A 20870-nucleotide genomic window follows, 5' to 3' on the forward strand; every position below is an offset into this window, starting at 1 on the left:
AGAATCTCCCCTTTTTCGTGGCCGGCCTGTGTTCACTGCTTTTCACTGCCGGTTTGTATTACCGTCCTACGCCCCGTCAGTTCCGGTGCGCGGAGGCGCCAGTGCCCGGATCAGGGCCGACAGCTCCCGGCGGAGGGCGTCATCATTGGCCCCGGCGAGGAGGCGGGCTTCAGCCTGTTCAGCCTGTGCCTGGATCCGGGCGCCGGAGGCGGTAATGGTCCACACGCCGGCGGGGGTGGAGGCAGCGTAACCGCAGCACTCCAAAGCCACGACGCAGTCGTGAACGCATCCGGGCTCCAAACCGGAGGCGCCGGACAGCGCAGCCACATCTGCGCACACGGATGAAAGCAAACCCAGGATTGCCGCGCGCTCATGGGTGAGGCGAAGCTCGGAAAGGGAGTCGTCGGTGGCCCGCTGGGTCACAAAGGCTGCCGCGGCCAGCAAGCGGGGAACGTATCCTGCATCGGCGGATGCCTGTTCAGGACTCAAATGCGCCATCCCGGCGGGGTCCACCCGGACGGAACCCCGTGGCCGGCGAAACTCTCACAGGCGGAGCATGTATAGCTCACCACTCCCGGTCCGTCATCGGCGGCGGGAGTGAAGGATTCAAAAATGAGGAAGTCGTCAACGCCGCATTGAAGGCAGACGGGACGGTGAACTGCGGACTCCATGGATATCCTCTGCTAAAAATGGTGCGCAGAAAGACAGGGCCGCGTCTTGACCGTGAAGTTTTTATCGTAATATCGAACGGCACACCAGACAATTCCGGGCGGGACCACCATCGCCGGAGCCAGGGCGGGGAAAACATGCAAGACCGGAAAACAGAAGCTGAAACTGCCCCATGGGCGCAGCTGCAGGACCTGCTGGTCCATCATGAAGACGTGCAGGACTTCCTCCGGGCACTCGCTGGGCTGACGGCGTCGTCCCTGTCCATCCGCGGGACCACATATTGCGGCATCACCTTCCAAAACTCGCGGGATCACCGGTTCACCGTGGCAAGCAGCGACCGGGAAGCGCTGCAGATGGATGAGATTCAGTACGAGTTCGGCGACGGACCGTGCCTGGAGGCCATCCGGATCCAGGATGAGGTGCATGTCGGCAACGCCGCTGAAGACCAGCGCTGGCCGGAATACATGGAGTCCATCAGGGATTACGGCATCCGGTCGATGTATTCAGTTCCGCTGGAGCTGGGCGGACAGGCCAAGGCGGCGATGAACCTCTATGCCAAGGACCCGGATGTCTTCGACGAAGAGTTCCGCCGGGTGGCCCGGACATATGCCGCTGAGGCTTCCCATGCCCTCTTGCTGGCGGTGCGCATTTCCCAGCATGCTGCCACCGTTGAGGATCTCCAGGCCGTGCTTGCGTCCCGCACCGACATCGACCTTGCGGTGGGGATCATCATGGGGCAGAACCGCTGCACGCAGCAGGAGGCGTTCGACACCCTGCGCCGGGCTTCCAACGGCCGGAACGTCAAGCTCAGGGACCTGGCCGCAGAGATTGTCGGACGCCTGAACGGGGAGCCGGGAACCACCCACTTCGCCGCAGGCTGACGCCCTGACGCCCTGACACCGGGTGGTGGCAAGCCGCCGCCACCCGGCCGGGTCCGCTAAGCGGGCACCAGTTCCGTCCAGTCCCCGGCGAGCTCCAATCCGTGTGCCTGGGAAACGGATGCGTGTGCAACTCTTCCGCCGGCAATGTTCAGGCCGCGGGCCAGTGCCGCCGATGAGCTGAAGGCGCCGCGGACGCCGCGGTCCGCCAGGGCGGCGGCGTAGGGAAGCGTGACGTTGGTCAGTGCGTAGGTGGAGGTGTTCGGTACGGCGCCGGGCATGTTGGCCACGCAGTAAAACAGGGAACCGTGGACCCGGTATGTCGGGTCCTGATGCGTGGTGGGGCGGGTGTCCTCAAAGCACCCGCCCTGGTCCACTGCGATGTCCACCAGGACGCTGCCGTGCTTCATCCGGGACACCATCTCGTTGCTCACGAGTTTGGGTGCACGGGCACCGGGGATGAGCACCGAGCCGATCACCAGGTCGGCGTCGAGCATGGCCCGTTCAATCTCGAAGGCGTTGGACGCCACGGTCCTGATGCGTCCGGCGTACTGTGCGTCGAGCTGGCGCAGCCGGTCAATGTTGATATCCAGGACGGAGACATCGGCGTGGGAGCCAACGGCAGCGGCCACCGCGTTGGTGCCGGCCACTCCGGCGCCGAGCACCACGACTTTTGCGGGGCGGACGCCGGGCACTCCGCCAATCAGCAGTCCGGGACCGCCCGCCGGAGATGTCAGGCACTGCGCGCCCACCTGCACCGACAGCCGGCCGGCCACTTCAGACATGGGTGCCAGCAGCGGCAGCAGGCGCCCCTCCTGCACCGTTTCATAGGCGATGGCCGTCATCCCGGATTCCATCAGGGCCCGGGTCAGCTCGGGGGCCGCAGCAAGGTGCAAATAGGTGAAGAGCACCAGGTCCGGCCGGAAGTACCGGTATTCGGACGGGATCGGTTCCTTCACCTTCAGGATGAGTGATGCCTCATTCCAGACGTCGTCGGCGGAATCGAGGATGCGGGCGCCGGCGGCGGCGTACTCGGCGTCGCTGATGCTTGAGCCGGTGCCGGCCCCGGCCTCAATGAGCACCGTGTGTCCGCGCGTAGTGAACTCATGGACTCCGGAAGCCGTGATGGCGACACGAAACTCGTTGTTCTTGATTTCCTTGGGGATACCGATGATCACAGCTGGCTCCAAAACAATCGCAGGCCGGCGGGATCTCCACCGGGTTCCCACCAGCATAGGGGAGTGACGCCGCTCACTGCTCCGGCAGGTCAGCCCTGCTGTCCGCGGGCGGATTTGGCCTGCTGCTCTTCCAGCCACGCCTCGACGTCGGACAGGCGGATACGGCGGTGGGTGCCGCGGTATTCGACGGGAATGATGCCGGCATCGGTCAGGTTCCGCAGGTACGTGTGTGAAATTCCCGCGGCGGCTGCAGCCTGCGACGTCGTCAGGAGGGGCACGTTCGAGCCGTTGCGGGCGGTGGGTTCACGGGTTCCTGCTGCTGCGGGAGCCACCTTCGCGGCAGGAACGCCGGCGGGAGGCGTGTCCGGTCCTGCGGCGCCGGAGGATACGGAGATGGCCTCCCCGCGGCCCAGCCGGGCCAGCACATCAAGGACGGCGTCGCGCGCCGCGGAGGGCAGGCGCAGCGCCGTCCCGTCGACAAAAACCGTGACATCCCCGGCGGAAAGGGCGCGGGCCAGGGCCCGTACTTCCTGGGCCGGAAGAGCAGGGGTGTGGTGAGGGCTCTGGGTCATGCTGCCATCTTGCCAAAGATCCGCGGATCAGGGTGCATGCGCCGGTGGAGTGCGCCCCGTGCCCGCTCCCGACCCGCCGTGTTGACCGGGGAAGCAGCCGCACGCAAGCATGGGGAGTAACTGTCCGGGCTTCCGCCCGCAGGCAGGTGAAGGGAATTCAGTGCCAGACGCAGAACAGGCCGCAGACGGCGGGCCGGCCGGATGGTGCCCGGACATTCTCGGGACCGGATACGAGCAGCTGACCCTCGAACTTCCCGGCGGCGCTCCGGCCACCTTGGTCCGTTACACGCCGGCCCCGGCCCCGGGCGCAGCCACGGCAGACGTTCTCTACGTGCACGGATGGTCGGATTACTTTTTCCAACGGGAACTGGCGGAGTACTGGGCCAACAGCGGCGCCCGCTTCTACGCCCTGGACCTGCACAACTACGGCCGAAGCCTGCGGCCGGGCCAAAGCCCCGGCTACGTGAGTGACCTGTCGGAGTACGACGACGACATCGCCGCCGCGCTCGCCGCGATGGGACAACCACCGCCCGCACAGCCACAGCCGGCACAGTCAGCACCGCCACCGCCCGCACAGGTACCGCCCGGGCAGCCCGCCGCCGCTCCCGCGGATTCCACCGGACGGCGGCCGCTGATCCTGGTCGGCCACTCCACGGGCGGGCTGACGCTGAGCCTGTGGGCCGCCCGGTTTCCCTTTGCGGCGTCCGCGCTGGTGCTCAACAGCCCCTGGCTGGAATTCCAGGCCACGGAGCTGGGCCGGCGTGTCATATCACCGCTGATCGGGCTGGAAGCGCAGCGCCGTCCGCTGGCACCCCTGCCTCCCGTTGACGTGGGCAATTATTCGCGGGCGGTGTTTTCGGCCTTCGGTGGGGAATGGACCTACAACCTCGAATGGCGCCCGCTCCGGGGGTTTCCCGTCACCCTGGCCTTCCTTAACGCGGTCTTCCGCGCCCAGGCTTCGGTGGCGGATGGACTTGGCCTCGAGATCCCGGTGCTGGTGCTGCTGTCGGACAAAAGCTATCTGCAGCCCCGATGGTCGGCCGATGCGGGCACGTCCGACGTCGCGCTGGACGTCAACGTGGTGGCCCACCGGGCACTGTCCCTGGGATCCACCGTGACCGTTGCCCGGATAACCAACGCCATGCACGACGTTTTCCTGTCCGCAGCCCCGGTCCGGCACCGGGCTTATGCCGCGATCGACCGGTGGCGCGGCGGATATGCCCCCGCCGTTCGCCGTCAACCCCGCGCGCCTGCGGCGGTCAGGCGTCAGCGGCGCGCATAAAGGTCAGGACATCCGCCGTGGGGCTCCACCCCTGCCGGCCGTACCAAAGGGCGGACTTGGGCAGCGCCGGCATCAGGATCATCGGCGCGTCCCGGGCGGCAGCTTCTCCGGCCAGGGCGGCAAGCACCGCGGATTCCATCGTGTGGTCAGGGTCCGCCCGCCGAATGTCCAGGCCGCCGAAGACGGCGAATCCGCGGACCGGCGCCATCCGGCCCAGTGCCACAACGTCCCCAAACGCCCTGATCTCCACCACGGAGCAGCTTTCCGTTAACGTCATCGTCAAATCTGCGTCCTCGGGCAGCTGTGGAGCCTGGGGCAGGTCCGAAGGGTAGGCGGACAGCAGTGCGAGCCGGGACAGCGGGGAAAGGTCCTGCCGGGCGGCAAAGGACTGTGCTGTTTCAGCGTCATCCGTCACCATCGTCAAGCGGGCACCCCGCCGGCCAGCCACCTCGGCTGCTGCCCGGGGCGTGTCCCGGCCGGGCCAGGTGACAACATACTGCGGGGGGTCCAGTCCCCGTGACGGCGCCATTTTCACGGCATCACCGTCCTGCGTGCTGGACAGCCCGCGCACCGCCGCCCACGCCGAAACCCATTGGGTAAAATCGCTCTGCCAGGATCCCAAGGGTCACCGTCCGCTGCGCAGGGGCACGGGCCGGGGTGCCAGCCTCCGCGCGTCAGTCATCGTAAAGGTCCTCCACCGTCAGGTGGACCGTTTGCGGGACGATACCCACGGATTCAGCCACCGCGGCGCGGATGTTTCGGCGCAGGAAATCCATGGTGCGGCAAATGTCCACGCCGGGCGCCACGGCGGTGCGCAAATGGATCCGCAGGCCCGCGCCGCCGTCGGGGACCACATCAATGCGGCAGCGGCGGGCGCGGACCCCGCCCACATCACGGGCCGCGTCCCGCACGACGGCGGCGAGGGCCGACTCGCTGATTTCCGCGGTGCCAAACACGTTTCCCGGAACCGGCATCCGTGCACCGGATCCGCTCTGGCGTCCGGCGACTTCCAGGACCTTTCGCTTCAATCCGCGCGGCGGACGGAACGCCGGGTGCCGCAGGTCGTGTTCGCGCAGTGCTGCGGTGGCAGCGTGCAGCGGTTCCAGCCGGCTCCTGGCCTGCCGGCACTCCCCGCATTGGAGAGTGTGCGGATCCGGAGGGAGGCCCATCCCCTGCCACACACGGGTGAGGGTGCGTCCGCAGGCCAGCGCGGGCTGCGGGTTCTCTAGTGCCATGGGGTCATTGCCTCCGCCAGTTTTTCCCTTGCCCGTGCCAGCCGTCCCCGCACAGTAACCGGGCTGATGCCCAGTGCGGCGCCAATTTCCGCATAACTTTGATCATGTAGTTCGCGCAGCAGCCAGCATGCACGCTGTCCGGGGGGAAGCTCGGCCAGGGCGCGGGACAGGCACTCGAGTTCGGCCGTGATTTCCGCGGAGTGGTGCGGATCCCCGGATGGCACCGCAAGCGCCGGCCACAGCCAGCCGGCGTCCATGCTCGCCTCAGGGTGGGCGGAACGCCGGCGCAGGATGTCGAGGCAGCGGTTCGTGGCCGTCCGGTACACCCAGCCGCCGAAGGCACTGGAGCGGTCCAGCCCCGGAAGCGCGCGCCATCCGGCCGTCAGGGTGTCCTGGACAACGTCCTCCGCCTCGCCCCGGTCATTGAGCATGCGGTAGGCCAACCGAAACAACCGCCCCTGATACGTCTCCACCAAATACTCAAAGGCGGACAGGTCTCCGTCCTGGGCCCGTGCAACGATGCCGGCTTCGTCCAGGCCCTCCGCCGGGGCGGCGGGACCCGGCCACGCCCGCGTCCGGGACTGAGGAAAGCTGCCGGACTCTTCCGGCGATTCGGCCGTGGCCATGGGCGCCCCTGTCCGGTCCGGCTGAAGCCGGCCCGTCTCCAATATTGCAGACGCTCCAGTTCCGCGGAACACTTCCCGTCCACGGCCGGCCCGGGAAGGCGAACTTTGCCGATGGGCGTGACGATTGCGTGCCGGCAGCGTCATTAATCCCGTACGAGAACTTCGTGCGGCCCCGGCGGGGCCGGGTTCCCAGCAGGAGACGAGCGCCATGGCAGATGCCCAAAAACCATCAGGATCATCCACCGGTTCAGTGCCGGCGGCTTCAGCTCCGCCGCCGCAGGGCAGACCGCCCGTCGGAAGGACCGGGAGCGTGGAGGCGAGCCCCGTAACCACCGCCGGCGGCGCGGATCCGGTGCGGAAATCAGGTCCGCTGCACACCCCGCACGGCGACACCACCATTGAGGAAACAGTGGTGCAGAAGCTGGCCGGCATGGCGACGCGGGAAGTGCCCGGAGTCTATGCCATGGGAAACGCGGCCCGCCGCGCGTTCAGTTCCATGACCGACCGCATTCCCGGGTCCCAAACGAACGCCAGCAACGGCGTCAGCGTGGAGAAGGGGGAACGGCAGGCGGCCATCGACGTGAGCATCGTGGTCGAGTACGGATACTCGATTGTCGAGATCAGCCAAAACATCCGCCGCAACGTCATCCGGTCCGTGGAAAATGCCACCGGACTGGAAGTGCTCGAGGTCAACGTCAACGTCACCGATGTGCATTTGCCGGAAGAAGACTCCGGTGAGGACGAGGACCAGGCCCGCAAACCGTCGGGCCGGCTGGACTAGGGGCGCCCGGAGAAATAGCCATCTGCCGGACGGCGGTGTCGAGCCGCCGGCGGCTTTACTGAAGGAGAACTCCATGTCCGCAACAAAATGGTGCTTGGCGGTAGGTCTGGTCCTGGGAATCGTGCTGGCTTTCGGAGGCTGGTATGCCTTCCTGCTGGCAGTGCTGTTCGGCCTGATTGGGCTGCTGGTGGGCTTGGCAGCCGACGGGAAACTTGACCTTCAGTCGATGTTCGGCAGAGCGTCGAGCAGATGAGCGCACCCGGGATTGAAGGTACCCGCCCGCCTGCGGGCCGGCGGCCCCTCCGCGATGTCGGGGACCGGGGCGCAACAGCTCTGTCCCGAAAAGTCCTCGAGAAGATCGCGGGCCAGGTAGCGAAGGACGAGACGTTCGCGGGAGGCAGCTCCGGCGGATTCCTGGGAATCGGTGCCCAGCCGGATGTGTCGGCGCGGCCAAAAACCGACGTTGAACTGGCCGGCAACATCGCATCACTCCGAATAGAAGTTGGACTGCCGTACCCGGTGCCGATCCGCCAAGCGGCTGATCAGCTGAGGGACCGGATTTCACACCGGATCACGGAACTGACGGGTGTGGAGGTGCGCCAGGTGGATGTGAGCGTTTCCTGGTTGTGGCCCGGCACTCCCGATGACGGCCGGCGGAGGCTGCAGTGAACGGCGGACCTCCGGTTTCCCTGCGTCCGCGGCCAAGCCGTGCCGTGCCGTCGATCATCTGCGGCCTGATCCTGCTGGCAGCCGGGGTTCTGCTGGTGTGGGCGGCGGTCGCCCGGCTGACCTTGGACCAATGGCCACCTTTTTTCACCGCGGTATCCGACTGGCTTGCGTCACTGAGCTGGAACAGCACGGGAAGCTGGACCGCGGGCATCATCCTCGTTCTGGCCGGGGTGGTGCTGTTGCTGACCGTTCTGATCCCCGGCCGGTTCCACTCGCTGCCCCTGCAGCTGGAGCATCCCGGGGAAGTGGCCGGGACAAGCCAAGCCGTGATGTCCCGCCGGGCCGCTGCGCGTCTGGCCGCGGCAACCTGTGAACACATAGACGGCGTGTCCTCGGCCTCCGCAACGGCGTCGGACCGCGAGATCCGGGTCATCGTCAACACTGCTCTGCGGGATACGGCGGATCTGCAGCACTGGGTCACGGACGGCGTCCGGTCACGGCTTCAGGCTTCGGGGCTGGACCCCGTTCCAGCTGTGTCCGTCTTCATCAGATCCAGCAGGTAACGCACTCACTACGGAAAGGTAAACCATGCGGCAGCACCCCGGCACAACCAACCGCGTGTGGCTGGCCATTCTTGGCCTGCTGTGTTTGGCAGCGGGTATCTGGGCCCTGCTGCTGGCCACCGGAACAGTGGGCCCGGCGGCGGATCCGGTTCTGGGCGGCCCTCCGGAGGCCGTCACCGGGCCGGACTACGCCCCCGTCGTCGCCCTGATCGCAGGACTGCTGCTGGGCCTGCTGGGCCTGTGGTGGATCCTGGCCCAGATTCCGCGCAGCCTCGCTTCCGGGCCGTTTCGGCTGCAGGAGGACGCCGCCCGGGGCATCACGGTGTGCGATCCGTCCGTCCTGGCGTCCGCCGTGCAGCACGAGACTGAACAGATCCCGGGGGTAGTGGGGGCATCGGCCATGCTGCGGGGATCAGCCGAGGAACCTGACCTGACGCTGAAGGTGACGGTGAACGCCCGCGCCGATATCAGGGCTGTGCTCGACCGGATCCAGGGCACAGTGGTGCCGAATCTCGCCGGATCCCTGGAAACACCGCTGCACAGCTTGGGGGTCCACCTTGAAGCCAGCAACAAGCCGGCTTTGGGCGGAAGCACTGTCAGCTCCACCGGAACCGTGGTTTATTAGGGCCCATGCCACGTGAATCCCAAGGGCCGGGCGCAGCCTTTCCGGCCCCCGCCGAAGTGCTTCCGGTGTGCGTCACCTGCGGAACCCAGTACTCCGCGCCGCGCTCCAACTGCCCCATTGCGACGACGAGCGCCAGTACATGCCCGTCACCGGCCAGGCCTGGACCACCCTGGAGAAGCTGCGCGGACCGTCGCACCGCGGCAGCATGCACGCCCAGGGGCCCGGAGTGCTGGGCATCGGCTGCGAGCCGGCCTTCGCCATCGGACAGCGTCCACTGCTGGTCAAGGCCGCCGGCGGGAATATTCTCTGGGACTGCCAGGCGTACCTGGACGATGAACTTGCCGCGCTCATCCGTGCCGAGGGAGGTATCCGGGCGATCGCCGTCAGCCATCCGCACTTCTACACCACCATGGTGGAATGGGCGCACGAATTTGACGCCCCCGTGTACCTGCACGCAGCGGACCGGCAGTGGGTGGGGCGGGAGGACGCTGCCCTGGAGTTCTGGGACGGGAACAGCCGGAGCATCGGCGCGGACCTGACGCTGTACCGGGCCGGCGTGCACTTTCCGGGTGGCACCGTGCTGCACTGGACCGGTGATCCGGAGGGCGCCGGCGTCCTTTTCACCGGCGACATCGTCAACGTCATTCCGGACCGCACCCACGTGTCCTTCCTCTACAGCTACCCGAACCAGATCCCGGAACGCCCGGCGGTGGTGGAGGAAGCCGCCGCGCGGCTGGAACGGCTGCGGTACGGGCGGCTTTACGGCGGCTGGTGGGACCGGATTCTTCCGCACGGTGCGGACCGCATCGTCCAGGAGTCAGCGGCCCGCTACCTCGCCTTTACCCGGGGCTAGCGGACCAGCTCGGCACGCTCCGCGGCCACCATGGCCTTGTGCTCGGCCACCCGGGCCTGGTGCAGCGGGGTCCGGCGCAGGAAGGCGTAGACCACGCCCAGCAGGGCAAACCAGATTGGCGTGACCAGCAGCGCCTGCAGCGTGTCAGGCTGCGTGGTCAGGGCCCAGAGCAGGAATCCGAAGAACGCGAGCACCACGTAAACCATCACCACGCCGCCGGGCATCTTGAAGGATGACGCCTCGTGCAGCTGCGGCCGGCGGCGCCGGTACACCAGGTAGCTGGCCAGGATGATCGTCCAGACAAACATGAAGCACAGTGCGGAAATGGTGCTGACGAGGGTGAACGCGGCGCTGACCGACTCGCCCGCGTACAGCAGCACAACGCCCGCCAGCAGGAAGGTGCAGGAGAAGAACAGGGCGTTCTGCGGCACTTTGCGCCGCGACAGGCGGCCGAACGCCTTGGGGGCATCGCCGTCGTGCGCCAAACCGAAAACCATGCGCGAGGTGGAATATATCCCGGAATTCGCTGATGACGCCGCGGACGTCAGGACCACGAAGTTCACGACGGCGGCTGCCGCACCCAGTCCCGCGAGGGCGAACATGCCCACGAACGGGCTCTCGTCCGCGCTGAACCTGTCCCAGGGAACCACGGAAATGAGCACCACCAGGGCGCCTACATAGAAGAGCATGATGCGCAGCGGGATGGAGTTGATGGCCCGGGGAAGGTTCTTCTCCGGATCCTTCGTTTCAGCCGCCGCGGTACCCACCAGTTCAATGCCCACGAAGGCGAACACGGCAATCTGGAAACCGGCCACGAACCCCATCGGGCCCGTGGGGAAGAGCCCGCCGTGCGCCCAGAGGTTGTCGAACCCGGCGACATCGTTGTCACCGGACGTAAAGCGGGTGAAGATCATGACCAGGCCCACCACGATCAGCGTGACGATCGCCAGGATCTTGATCAGGGCAAACCAGAACTCAGCCTCGCCGAAGGCCTTCACGCTGGGCAGATTCAGGGCCAGCAGCACCAGGATGCAGGCCAGAGCCGGGATCCACAGCGGCGCGTCGCCCCACCAGAAGGTCACATAGTGGGAAATGGCCACCACATCCGCTATTCCGGTGACCACCCAGCAGAACCAATAGGTCCACCCGGTAAAGAACCCCGCCCAGGGACCCAGCAGGTCCGCGGAGAAGTCGCTGAAGGACTTGTACTTCAGATTCGACAGCAGGAGTTCGCCCATGGCCCGCATGACGAAGAACAGCATGAAGCCGATGATCATGTAGACGAAAATCACCGACGGTCCGGCCACGGAAATGGTCTTTCCCGACCCCATGAACAGGCCGGTTCCAATCGCGCCGCCGATGGCCAGGAGCTGGATATGGCGGTTGGACAGCGAACGGGAGAGTTCCGGCTCCGAGGAGCTTGGAGCTCCGGCCGGTGTCTTCCCCGCTAAAGGCGCCGGGGAGGGGGAAGGAGCAGGGGAGGGGCTGGTCGTACGGTCGGGCATGGGGCTCTTTCTCAGTAGACACCAGCCGGCGCTCGTGACGCCGCGCGAAGCCGGAACGGGCCTTCCGATGGAGGCCCCCTGAGGTTGTTGGCGCCACCGCCGACATTCAAGTTTGGAAGCCGGGCGCGGATGATGTCAATTTGGCGCCACTGCGGTCGACGCACGGCATACTGGCCCCTTAATGTGCGTCACCCCGGCGCGGAGTCCGGCGTCACAGAGGTGCGGGGCCACCGTCACTCTCTTGATGAGGCACCGGGCACAAGGTAGGGTCACTGGTGGAAATACACAAGTGAATACGCCTTTATCAGCCGTGGCGGGAGAGTTCCGCACCGTGCAGCCGTATATTGCAGTTCCAACTGCAGCCATGACACTGCACCGGCGGGCGCCGTAGGAGCAAACCCTCCCCGGGAATCTCTCAGGCCCCTGTACCGCCACAGCGAGGCAACTCTGGAAAGCAGCCGGCGCGCCATTGCGCGCAAGCTCACCGACGGTGCAAGCGGGGCCACCCCCGCGGAATCTCTCAGGTCCAATACAGAGCGGGGAGGACGCAACCTTCGTTGGCGTACCCCGTCTGACTTTCCTGGAGCCCTTCATGACTGCTGATTTGTCCACTGCCCAAACCGCCATCACCGACAACGATGCCGCTGGTGCCGCCGCGTTTGTTGACCGTCATATTGGTGCCCGTGCCGGGTCGGCCGCCGCGATGCTCAAGGCCGTCGGATATGACTCCCTGGATGCCCTTGCGGATATGGCCGTGCCCGCCGCCATCCGCCAGGGGCACCCCCTGATCCTTGACCCGGCCCGTTCGGAAGAGGAAACACTGGCGCAGCTGCGCTCCATTGCCGGCAGGAACAAGACCGCCGTGCAGATGATCGGCCAGGGCTACTACGGCACGCACACCCCGCCGGTGATCCTGCGCAACGTCGTGGAGGACCCCGCCTGGTACACCGCCTACACCCCGTACCAGCCCGAAATCTCCCAGGGGCGCCTTGAGGCGCTGTTGAACTTCCAGACCATGGTCCAGGACCTCACCGCCCTGCCCATCGCCAACGCCTCACTGCTGGATGAAGCCACCGCGGTGGCTGAGGCGGTGCTGCTCATGCGCCGCTCCAACAAGTCCAAGTCCAACGGCGCCATCGTCCTGGACTCCGAGGCACTTCCCCAGACCATCGCCGTGGTCAAGGGCCGGGCCAAGGCCCTGGGTTTTGACGTGATCGTCGCAGACCTCGCCAACGGACTGCCCGACGGCGAGGTCACCGGTCTCGTTCTGCAGCAGCCGGGCGTCTCCGGCGTGGTCCGCAACCAGGCCGCACTGATCGCAGAAGCAAAGGACCGCGGGGCCCTCGTCACCGTCGCCGCGGACCTGCTGGCCCTGACCCTGATCACCCCTCCCGGTGAGCAGGGCGCGGACATCGCCGTCGGCTCCGTCCAGCGCTTCGGCGTTCCGCTGTTCTTCGGCGGCCCGCACGCCGCGTACATGGCGGTCCGCAAGGGCCTGGAGCGCTCGCTGCCCGGCCGCCTGGTGGGCGTCTCCAAGGACTCCGCCGGCACCCCCGCCTACCGGTTGGCGCTGCAGACCCGTGAGCAGCACATTCGCCGCGAGAAGGCCACGTCCAACATCTGCACCGCGCAGGCGCTGCTGGCCATCGTGGCCTCCATGTACGCGGTGTACCACGGCCCGCAGGGACTGACCGCGATTGCCCGCCGCGCCCATAACTCAGCGCGGTCCCTGGCCGCCGCACTGACAGGTGCCGGGATCGAGCTGCTGCACGGGTCCTTCTTCGACACGGTTACCGCGCGCGTCCCGGGCAAGGCCGCCGACGTCGTGGCCGCCGCCGAGGCACGCGGCATCAACCTGCGCTCCATTGATGCGGACACTGTGGGCATTTCCTGCGACGAAACCACCACGCCCGCCGTGCTGGCCGACGTCGCGGCCGCTTTCGGTGTTCCCGCCGGAGCCGTGGCTTCCGCGGCAGGTCCCGCCGAGGGCTTTGAGCTGGCAGCCGACCTGCTGCGCAGCTCAGAGTTCATGACCCACCCGGTGTTCCACACGCACCGCTCCGAAACCCAGATGCTGCGCTACCTGCGCCGCCTCTCGGACCGGGACCTGGCCCTGGACCGCACCATGATTCCGCTGGGCTCGTGCACCATGAAGCTCAACGCCACCGCCGAAATGCAGGCCATGACCTGGCCCGAGTTCGCCTCCATCCATCCCTTTGCCCCGGATTCCCAGACCGAGGGCTGGCGGGAACTGATCGGTGACCTGGAGGCCAAGCTGGCCACCATCACCGGCTATGACAAGGTGTCCATCCAGCCCAACGCCGGCTCCCAGGGCGAACTGGCCGGCCTGCTCGCCATCCGCGGCTACCACCACTCCCGCGGGGACGAGCAGCGCACCGTCTGCCTGATTCCGGCATCGGCCCATGGCACCAACGCCGCGTCCGCCGTCCTGGCCGGCATGAAGGTGGTGGTGGTGGCAACCGCCTCCGACGGCGCCATTGACCACGCGGACCTGCGCGCCAAGATCGACGCGCACCGCGAGAACCTCGCCGCGATCATGATCACCTACCCCTCCACCCATGGCGTGTTCGACGACGACGTCCGCGACGTCTGCGACGCCGTCCACGAAGCCGGCGGCCAGGTCTACATTGACGGCGCCAACCTCAACGCGCTCGTCGGCCTGGCCCAGCCGGGCGACTTCGGCGGCGACGTCTCGCACCTGAACCTGCACAAGACCTTCTGCATCCCGCACGGCGGCGGCGGTCCCGGCGTCGGCCCGGTGGCCGTGAAGTCCCACCTGGCACCGTTCCTGCCCGGCGATGCCGCCACCTGGACCGAAGGCGAGGACATCCCGGTGTCCGCATCGCGCTTTGGATCCGCCGGCGTCCTGCCGATCTCCTGGGCCTACGTGAACCTGATGGGTGGCGAAGGCCTGACCGAAGCCACCAAGAGCGCGCTGCTGTCGGCCAACTACGTCGCCGCGCGGCTCAACGAGTACTTCCCGGTTCTCTACACGGGCAAGGGTGGACTCGTGGCGCACGAGTGCATCCTGGACCTGCGCGAGCTGACGGCCCGCACCGGCGTCAGCGCCGAAGACGTGGCCAAGCGTCTGGTCGACTACGGTTTCCACGCCCCCACGCTGTCCTTCCCGGTGGCCGGAACCCTGATGGTCGAGCCCACCGAGTCCGAGGACCTGGGCGAAATTGACCGCTTCATCGACGCCATGATCGCCATCCGCGCCGAAATCGACCAGGTGGCCGCCGGCGACTTCTCCCTGGAGGAGAGCCCGCTGCGCAACGCGCCGCACACCGCCGTCGTCGTGGCCGGAAACGAATGGGACCGCGTCTACCCGCGCGAGCAGGCGGCCTTCCCGATGAAGAGCCAGCGGATGGACAAGTACTTCCCGCCGGTGGGCCGGATTGACGGCGCCGCCGGCGACCGCAACCTCATCTGCTCCTGCCCGCCCATCGAAGACTTCGAAAACTAGAGCGCAAGGGATCCACCATGACTGAGAAATTCACCGCGCTCTACGAAGAGCACAAACGCCTCGGCGCCTCCTTCACCGACTTCGGCGGCTGGCAAATGCCGCTGAAATACAGCTCGGAACTGGCCGAACACCATGCGGTCCGCAAGGCTGCCGGCCTCTTTGACCTCTCCCACATGGGCGAAGTCGAGGTCACCGGCCCGGACGCCGGCGCCTTCCTGGATTACGCCCTCACCGGCAAGCTGTCCGCCGTGAAGCTTGGCCGGGCCAAGTACTCGCTGATCACCAACGAGGCCGGCGGGATCATTGATGACCTCATCAGCTACCGGCTCGCCGACGACTCCTATCTGGTGGTGCCCAACGCCGGCAACGCGCCGGTGGTGGCCGCGGAACTGGCCGCCCGCGCGTCGGGCTTTGACGTCCGGGTGCACGATGCCTCTGCCGACACATCGCTGGTTGCCGTGCAGGGCCCGAATGCCGAGGCCATTGTCCTGTCACTGGTTCCGGCGGCCCAGGCCGAGAAGGTGACCGGAATGAAGTACTACGCGGCGGACACCGTGGACCTGGCCGTGGGCAGCGAGGCGGGGGAGCGCACGCTGAATTTGCTGCTGGCCCGCACCGGGTACACCGGCGAAGACGGCTTCGAGATTTACGTCCCGAACGACGACGCCGCCGCCCTGTGGGGTGCGCTGCTCGCCGCCGGCGCGGACTCGGGCCTGATTCCCGCCGGCCTGGCCTGCCGGGATTCGCTCCGGCTGGAGGCCGGCATGCCGCTGTACGGCAACGAGCTCTCGCTGGACCTGGATCCCTACGCCGCGGGCCTTGGCCCTGTCGTCGCGCTGTCCAAGGAAGGCGACTTTGTGGGCCGCGCCGCCCTGGAAGCCAAGAAGGAGCAGGCTCCGGCCCGCCGCCTGGTGGGGCTGAAGGGGACCGGCCGCCGTGCCGGCCGCTCGCACTACCCGGTGCTGAGGGACGGTGCAGTGATCGGTGAAGTCACCTCCGGTGCTCCGAGTCCCACGCTCGGCTACCCGGTTGCCCTCGCCTACGTCGACGCCGCCTTCACTGAGCCGGGCACCACCGTTGACGTTGACCTCCGCGGCAAGCCCGAACCTTTCGAGGTCGTCTCCCTCCCGTTCTACAAACGCGAAAAATAGCGCTAGCCGCTTAACCTTGGTGGCATTTGGGTGACGTCGCTGGGCGGCTGCGATATTCCTTTAGTCCCGCATCGCCGAGCGAGGAACGAGCGAGGTGTCTAAGGGACGTTGGAATACCGCCGCCGCTCCCAACGCACGCGGCCCACGCAGCAACCTAGACTTTGAACTAAACCGAAGCATGCAGCAGATCTAGAAAGGCACACCCCATGAGCAAAGTTGATGCAGGACTCCGCTATTCCGCTGAACACGAGTGGGTGGACGGCGCCAGCCCCATGAAGGTCGGCATCTCCGCCGTGGCCGCCGACGCGCTCGGCGACGTGGTGTACGTGGACCTGCCCGAGGTCGGCACCGTGATCACCGCGGGCGAAACCTGCGGTGAAGTTGAATCCACCAAGTCCGTGTCGGACCTGTACGCACCGGTCTCGGGCGAAATCGTGGAGATCAACCAGGAGGCCATCGACAACCCGGCCCTGCTGAACGAGGACCCGTACGGCGCCGGCTGGCTCTTCACGGTCAACACCACCTCAGAGGGCGCCCTGCTCAGCGCCGAGGAGTACGCAGAGAAGAACGGCGGCGAGCTGTGACCGATTACCTGAACTCCCACCTCGCGCAGATTGATCCGGAGGTGGCGGAGCAGATCGACAACGAGCGCCGCCGCCAGCAGTCCGGCCTGGAAATGATCGCTTCCGAGAACCACACTTCCGTGGCTGTCATGGAATCCCAGGGCTCGGTGCTGACCAACAAGTACGCCGAGGGTTACCCGGGCCGGCGCTACTACGGCGGCTGCGAGTACGTGGACGTCATTGAGCAGCTCGCAATTGACCGGGCCAAGGACCTCTTCGGCGCGGGCTTCGCCAACGTGCAGCCGCACTCCGGCGCGCAGGCCAACGCCTCCGTCATGCACGCCCTGATCCGTCCGGGCGACACCATTCTGGGCCTGTCCCTGGCACACGGCGGACACCTCACCCACGGCATGAAGATCAACTTCTCCGGCCGGCTGTACAACGTGGTGCCGTACAACGTTGCCGAAGACACCCAGCGGATCGACATGGCCGAGGTGGAACGTCTGGCACAGGAGCACCAGCCCAAGCTGATCGTCGCCGGCTGGTCCGCCTACGCCCGGCAGCTGGACTTCGCCGAGTTCCGCCGCATTGCCGACTCCGTGGGCGCCTACCTGATGGTGGACATGGCCCACTTCGCCGGCCTCGTGGCCGCCGGGCTGCACCCCAGCCCGGTCCCGCACGCCCACGTGGTCACCTCCACCACGCACAAGACCCTGGCCGGTCCGCGCGGCGGCATCATCCTCTCCAACGACGCCGACATCGCGAAGAAGATCAACTCCGCTGTCTTCCCCGGCCAGCAGGGCGGCCCGCTGGAACACGTTATTGCCGGCAAGGCCACGGCCTTCAAGATCGCGGCAACGCCGGAGTTCAAGGAGCGCCAGGAGCGCACCCTGGCCGGCGCGCGGATCCTGGCCGAGCGCCTGCTCGCCGACGACGTCGCCGCCAAGGGCATTTCCGTGATCTCCGGCGGCACCGACGTGCACCTGGTGCTGGTGGACCTGCGCAACGCCGCCCTCAACGGGCAGGAAGGCGAGGACCGTCTGGCGCAGATCGACATCACCGTCAACCGCAACGCGGTTCCGTTTGATCCCCGCCCGCCGATGGTGACCTCCGGCCTGCGGATCGGCACCCCTGCCCTGGCGACCCGCGGGTTCGGCGAGGACGCATTCCGCGAGGTGGCTGACATCATTGCGCTGGCGCTCATTGCCGGCGAAGACGATGACCTGTCGCCGCTGAAGGACCGCGTTTCCGCGCTGGCCTCCGCGCATCCGCTGTACACCGGGGTTGCCGACCTGGCCTCCTCACCGGCGCACGTTTAAGGAATCCCATTGGCTGTCGGCGTTTTTGACCTGTTCTCCGTAGGCATCGGCCCATCGAGCTCACACACAGTGGGCCCGATGCGGGCCGCTGCCGTTTTTGCGGGCGAGCTGGTTGACGCCGGCGTCCTGTCCGCCGTGGCCGGCCTCCGCGTTGACCTGTACGGGTCGCTCGCGGCGACCGGCCGCGGCCACGGCACCATGACCGCGGTCCTGCTGGGGCTCGAAGGTTTTGCCCCGGAAAAAATCCTCCCCGAGGAGGTTGAAGAACGCCTCGCCGCCATCGAGGCAACCCGGAAACTGCGCCTGTGTTCGCAGGTCCCCGGTGCCGACTCCCGGATCCTGGAATACGGCGAAGCGGACATTGTCCTGCACCCGCTCACCGTGCTGCCGCGGCACACCAACGGGATGAAGTTCGCCGCCTCGGGCGTCGACGGCACGGTGCTGCACGAGGCCACGTTCTTCTCCGTGGGCGGCGGCTTTATTGTCCGCGACGGCGAGGAGGACGCCGCCCGGGAGGAACTGGAGTCCACCAAGGCGGCACTGCCGTTTCCGTTCCGCACCGCCGTCGGGCTCCTGCGGCACTGCACTGACAACGGGCTCAGCATCAGCGAAGTCATGCTGGCCAATGAAAAAGCGTCCCGCACCGAGCCTGACATTCGCTCTGGACTGCTGCACATCCGCGACGTCATGGAGGAGTGCAAAAACTCGGCGATCGCGCGCACCGGCCTGCTCCCGGGCGGGCTGAAGGTCCGCCGGCGGGCACCGGCCTGGCACACCCGGCTTCGCGCCGAAGACCCGGACCGGGACCCGAAGTTCTGGCAGGAATGGGTGAACCTCGTGGCGCTGGCCGTCAACGAGGAAAACGCCTCCGGGGGCCGCGTGGTCACCGCACCCACCAACGGTGCGGCCGGCATCATTCCCGCCGTCATGTTCTATGCCACGCACTACGGCCCGGGCATGGACACCGCCACGCAGGAGCAGAAGGACGACGTCGTCGTGCGCTTCCTGCTCACGGCCGGCGCCGTGGGGGTCCTGTACAAGGAGCAGGCCTCCATCTCCGGTGCGGAGGTGGGCTGCCAGGGCGAGGTGGGATCAGCGTCCTCGATGGCCGCCGCCGGGCTGGCTGAAATCCTGGGCGGCACGCCTGAGCAGGTGGAAAACGCCGCCGAAATCGCCATGGAACACAACCTGGGCCTGACCTGCGATCCGATCGGCGGCCTGGTGCAGGTGCCCTGCATCGAACGCAACGCCATCGGCGCCGCCAAAGCCGTCAACGCCGCCAAAATGGCGCTGTGGGGCGACGGCGACCACCGTGTTTCGCTGGATGAGGTCATTGTGACCATGCGGGAAACCGGCCGCGACATGAGTTCCAAGTACAAGGAAACCGCGCTCGGCGGCCTCGCCGTGAACGTGGTGGAGTGCTGACTTTCGGCACCGGGACGGGTTGAGCCGGAATCGCTCCTTTGATAGACAGTAAGTGCCCTTAGCAAAGGCACCTGCTGTTTCTGTCTTCCGATGCCGGCGAGTCCGGCCGCAACTTACGGAAAGGATGCGTCATGCCCAAGACCGGCAAGAATGATTCCGCCAAGAAGAGTGAACTGCCCTCAACGCTGCAGCGGTCCGGGAAGTTGGCCCAGGATACCTTCGCGAAGACCTACGATTCTGCCGTTGAGGAGTACGGCGACGGGGAACGCGCGGCCCGGACGGCCTACGCCGCCCTGAAGCACACGCATGAAAAGGTGGGCGATCACTGGGAGCCCAAGGAAGAATCCGGGCCCTCCGATGCCAAGGCGGCAGGGGGCCGGAACTCTTCCGGGGACACGGCCGGCGGAGTGGATGCCAATGCCTCCAAGGAGCACCTGTATGAGGTCGCATCAAAGCTGGACATCTCCGGACGCTCCACCATGAACAAGGACGAACTGGTGAAGGCCATCCAAAAGGCCAACGAGAAGGAAACCCGCAAAGCCCGCGAAGGCTAGGCCTGCGCCGGACTCCCTGCCCGGATGGTCTCCGCTACTTCCCCGCTACTTCACCGCGCCCATCGACAGGCCGCGCACCAGCTGCTTCTGGGCCACCCATCCCGCGATCACCACCGGCAGCGATGCGAGGACCGAGGCCGCTGACAGCTGGGCCAGGTACAGGCCCTCGCTGGTCATTTGCGAGACCAGGAACACCGGCACCGTGGCGGACCGTGCGGCCGTGAGGTTCAGGGCGAAGAAGAATTCGTTCCAGGCGAAGATGACGCAGATCAGGGCTGTGGCGGCCAGGCCGGGGGCGACCATGGGCATCAGCACCCGCCACAGGGTTTTCAGCAGGCCTGCGCCGTCCATCTGTGCCGCTTCCAGCACCTCTCCGGGCACCTCCTGGAAGAAGGAGCGCATCATCCACACGGCGATGGGCAGGTTCATGGAGGTGTAAAGGACCACCAGGGTCCAAATGTTGTCCAGGACTTTCAGCTGGCCCGCAATGACGTAGATGGGCATGATGACGGCGACGACGGGGAGCATGCGGGTGGAAATGAAGAAGAACAGCACGTCCTGCGTCTTTTTGACCGGCCGGATGCTGAGGGCGTAGGAGGCCGGCACCGCCATGATCACCACCAGGATCGTGGAAACGCCGGTGGCGATCATCGAGTTCACGAAGTATGAACCCGCCCCCGCGTCCAGCACGGCCCGATACTGGTCCAGGGTGGGGGAGAAAAAGAACGTGGGAGGATTCGACGCCGCCGCAGACTCCTGCTTGAACGATGTGAGCACCATCCACAGCACCGGGGAGAAGAACCCGATGGCGATGATCCAGGTCAGTGCCGTCAGCAGTGACCCGCCGGTCCGGGACCGACCGCGGCGTGCCGGCACCGGTGATTTGCTTGCGGGAGGGGTGCTTCCGGTGGAAGCCGATTCTGTCTGCGTGGCCA

The 20870-nt window shown here is 66.8% G+C and carries 22 protein-coding genes and 1 riboswitch; of the genes, 14 read left to right on the forward strand and 8 right to left on the reverse strand.

The window, feature by feature from the left end; all coding sequences use genetic code 11:
* Positions 1 to 66: 66 nt before the first annotated feature.
* The gene (locus AAE021_RS16530) at positions 67 to 489 is read right to left on the reverse strand and encodes a hypothetical protein (RefSeq protein WP_342023383.1); all 423 of its coding nucleotides are present in this window, start codon (positions 487 to 489) and stop codon (positions 67 to 69) included.
* 317 nt (positions 490 to 806) lie between these two features.
* Between AAE021_RS16530 and AAE021_RS16535 the strand changes: the two genes are divergently transcribed.
* Positions 807 to 1550 (forward strand): GAF and ANTAR domain-containing protein, encoded by a 744-nt coding sequence (locus AAE021_RS16535; protein ID WP_342023384.1) that lies wholly within the window; start codon positions 807 to 809, stop codon positions 1548 to 1550.
* Between the two features lie 56 nt (positions 1551 to 1606).
* On the opposite strand, the gene ald is transcribed toward AAE021_RS16535, so the two are convergent.
* Both ald and AAE021_RS16545 read right to left on the reverse strand, forming a co-directional pair.
* On the reverse strand, positions 1607 to 2725 hold the full coding sequence (gene ald, locus AAE021_RS16540) for an alanine dehydrogenase (protein WP_342023385.1): 1119 nt from the start codon (positions 2723 to 2725) through the stop codon (positions 1607 to 1609).
* An 89-nt stretch (positions 2726 to 2814) separates the two neighbouring features.
* Positions 2815 to 3297 carry a helix-turn-helix domain-containing protein gene (locus tag AAE021_RS16545; protein WP_342023386.1) on the reverse strand — a complete coding sequence of 161 codons (483 nt, stop codon included), beginning with the start codon at positions 3295 to 3297 and terminating at the stop codon, positions 2815 to 2817.
* Positions 3298 to 3457: 160 nt separating this feature from the next.
* Here AAE021_RS16545 and AAE021_RS16550 point away from each other — a divergent pair, with 160 nt between their 5' ends.
* The gene (locus AAE021_RS16550; RefSeq protein ID WP_342023387.1) at positions 3458 to 4579 is read left to right on the forward strand and encodes an alpha/beta hydrolase; all 1122 of its coding nucleotides are present in this window, start codon (positions 3458 to 3460) and stop codon (positions 4577 to 4579) included.
* Here AAE021_RS16550 and AAE021_RS16555 read toward each other — a convergent pair.
* Genes AAE021_RS16555 through AAE021_RS16565 form a run of 3 tightly spaced genes read right to left on the reverse strand, consistent with a single transcriptional unit; the run spans position 4557 to position 6440 of the window.
* Positions 4557 to 5201: a hypothetical protein gene (locus AAE021_RS16555; protein ID WP_342023388.1), complete on the reverse strand. Its 645-nt coding sequence runs from the start codon at positions 5199 to 5201 to the stop codon at positions 4557 to 4559. The genes AAE021_RS16550 and AAE021_RS16555 overlap by 23 nt on opposite strands.
* 52 nt (positions 5202 to 5253) lie before the next feature.
* A complete protein-coding gene (locus AAE021_RS16560) occupies positions 5254 to 5814 on the reverse strand; it encodes a hypothetical protein (protein ID WP_342023389.1) in 561 nt (186 codons plus the stop codon).
* Entirely contained in the window at positions 5805 to 6440 is a 636-nt protein-coding gene (locus AAE021_RS16565; RefSeq protein WP_342023390.1) for an RNA polymerase sigma factor, read from the reverse strand. The genes AAE021_RS16560 and AAE021_RS16565 overlap by 10 nt, the downstream gene beginning before the upstream one ends.
* Before the next feature lie 310 nt (positions 6441 to 6750).
* Between AAE021_RS16565 and AAE021_RS16570 the strand changes: the two genes are divergently transcribed.
* The 6 genes from AAE021_RS16570 (at position 6751) to AAE021_RS16595 (ending at position 9931) form a co-directional block, all read left to right on the forward strand.
* Positions 6751 to 7221, forward strand: a complete 471-nt coding sequence (locus AAE021_RS16570; protein WP_342023391.1) for an Asp23/Gls24 family envelope stress response protein — start codon at positions 6751 to 6753, stop codon at positions 7219 to 7221.
* A gap of 73 nt (positions 7222 to 7294) precedes the next feature.
* On the forward strand, positions 7295 to 7474 hold the full coding sequence (locus tag AAE021_RS16575) for a hypothetical protein (protein WP_341394393.1): 180 nt from the start codon (positions 7295 to 7297) through the stop codon (positions 7472 to 7474).
* A complete protein-coding gene (locus AAE021_RS16580) occupies positions 7471 to 7890 on the forward strand; it encodes an Asp23/Gls24 family envelope stress response protein (RefSeq protein ID WP_342023392.1) in 420 nt (139 codons plus the stop codon). The genes AAE021_RS16575 and AAE021_RS16580 overlap by 4 nt, the downstream gene beginning before the upstream one ends.
* Complete coding sequence (locus AAE021_RS16585) at positions 7887 to 8453, forward strand: DUF6286 domain-containing protein (RefSeq protein ID WP_342023393.1); 567 nt, start codon at positions 7887 to 7889, stop codon at positions 8451 to 8453. The genes AAE021_RS16580 and AAE021_RS16585 overlap by 4 nt, the downstream gene beginning before the upstream one ends.
* Before the next feature lie 25 nt (positions 8454 to 8478).
* Positions 8479 to 9078, forward strand: a complete 600-nt coding sequence (locus AAE021_RS16590) for a hypothetical protein (protein ID WP_342023394.1) — start codon at positions 8479 to 8481, stop codon at positions 9076 to 9078.
* 67 nt (positions 9079 to 9145) lie between these two features.
* Positions 9146 to 9931 (forward strand): MBL fold metallo-hydrolase, encoded by a 786-nt coding sequence (locus AAE021_RS16595; RefSeq protein ID WP_342023395.1) that lies wholly within the window; start codon positions 9146 to 9148, stop codon positions 9929 to 9931.
* Here the strand turns inward: AAE021_RS16595 and cycA are convergent.
* The gene (gene cycA / locus AAE021_RS16600) at positions 9928 to 11436 is read right to left on the reverse strand and encodes a D-serine/D-alanine/glycine transporter (protein WP_342023396.1); all 1509 of its coding nucleotides are present in this window, start codon (positions 11434 to 11436) and stop codon (positions 9928 to 9930) included. The two genes, AAE021_RS16595 and cycA, sit on opposite strands and share 4 nt — an antisense overlap.
* A gap of 304 nt (positions 11437 to 11740) precedes the next feature.
* Positions 11741 to 11877, forward strand: a riboswitch (glycine riboswitch).
* Between the two features lie 151 nt (positions 11878 to 12028).
* Here cycA and gcvP point away from each other — a divergent pair.
* From gcvP to AAE021_RS16630, 6 genes are all read left to right on the forward strand, one after another.
* Positions 12029 to 14923, forward strand: coding sequence for an aminomethyl-transferring glycine dehydrogenase (gcvP, locus tag AAE021_RS16605; protein WP_342023397.1), 2895 nt, complete (start codon positions 12029 to 12031; stop codon positions 14921 to 14923).
* A gap of 17 nt (positions 14924 to 14940) precedes the next feature.
* A complete protein-coding gene (gcvT, locus tag AAE021_RS16610; RefSeq protein WP_342023398.1) occupies positions 14941 to 16074 on the forward strand; it encodes a glycine cleavage system aminomethyltransferase GcvT in 1134 nt (377 codons plus the stop codon).
* Positions 16075 to 16280: 206 nt separating this feature from the next.
* Entirely contained in the window at positions 16281 to 16658 is a 378-nt protein-coding gene (gcvH, locus tag AAE021_RS16615; RefSeq protein WP_342023399.1) for a glycine cleavage system protein GcvH, read from the forward strand.
* Positions 16655 to 17956 carry a serine hydroxymethyltransferase gene (gene glyA / locus AAE021_RS16620; protein ID WP_342023400.1) on the forward strand — a complete coding sequence of 434 codons (1302 nt, stop codon included), beginning with the start codon at positions 16655 to 16657 and terminating at the stop codon, positions 17954 to 17956. Before gcvH ends, glyA begins: the two co-directional genes overlap by 4 nt.
* Before the next feature lie 9 nt (positions 17957 to 17965).
* Positions 17966 to 19381, forward strand: a complete 1416-nt coding sequence (locus AAE021_RS16625; protein ID WP_342023401.1) for an L-serine ammonia-lyase — start codon at positions 17966 to 17968, stop codon at positions 19379 to 19381.
* A 131-nt stretch (positions 19382 to 19512) separates the two neighbouring features.
* Complete coding sequence (locus tag AAE021_RS16630; RefSeq protein WP_342023402.1) at positions 19513 to 19935, forward strand: ChaB family protein; 423 nt, start codon at positions 19513 to 19515, stop codon at positions 19933 to 19935.
* A gap of 45 nt (positions 19936 to 19980) precedes the next feature.
* Here the strand turns inward: AAE021_RS16630 and AAE021_RS16635 are convergent, their stop codons facing one another.
* Positions 19981 to 20811 (reverse strand): carbohydrate ABC transporter permease, encoded by an 831-nt coding sequence (locus AAE021_RS16635; RefSeq protein ID WP_342025447.1) that lies wholly within the window; start codon positions 20809 to 20811, stop codon positions 19981 to 19983.
* Between the last annotated feature and the right edge of the window lie 59 nt (positions 20812 to 20870).

This window comes from Arthrobacter citreus (assembly GCF_038405225.1).
In the GTDB taxonomy this organism is placed as follows: Bacteria; Actinomycetota; Actinomycetes; order Actinomycetales; family Micrococcaceae; genus Arthrobacter_B; species Arthrobacter_B citreus_A.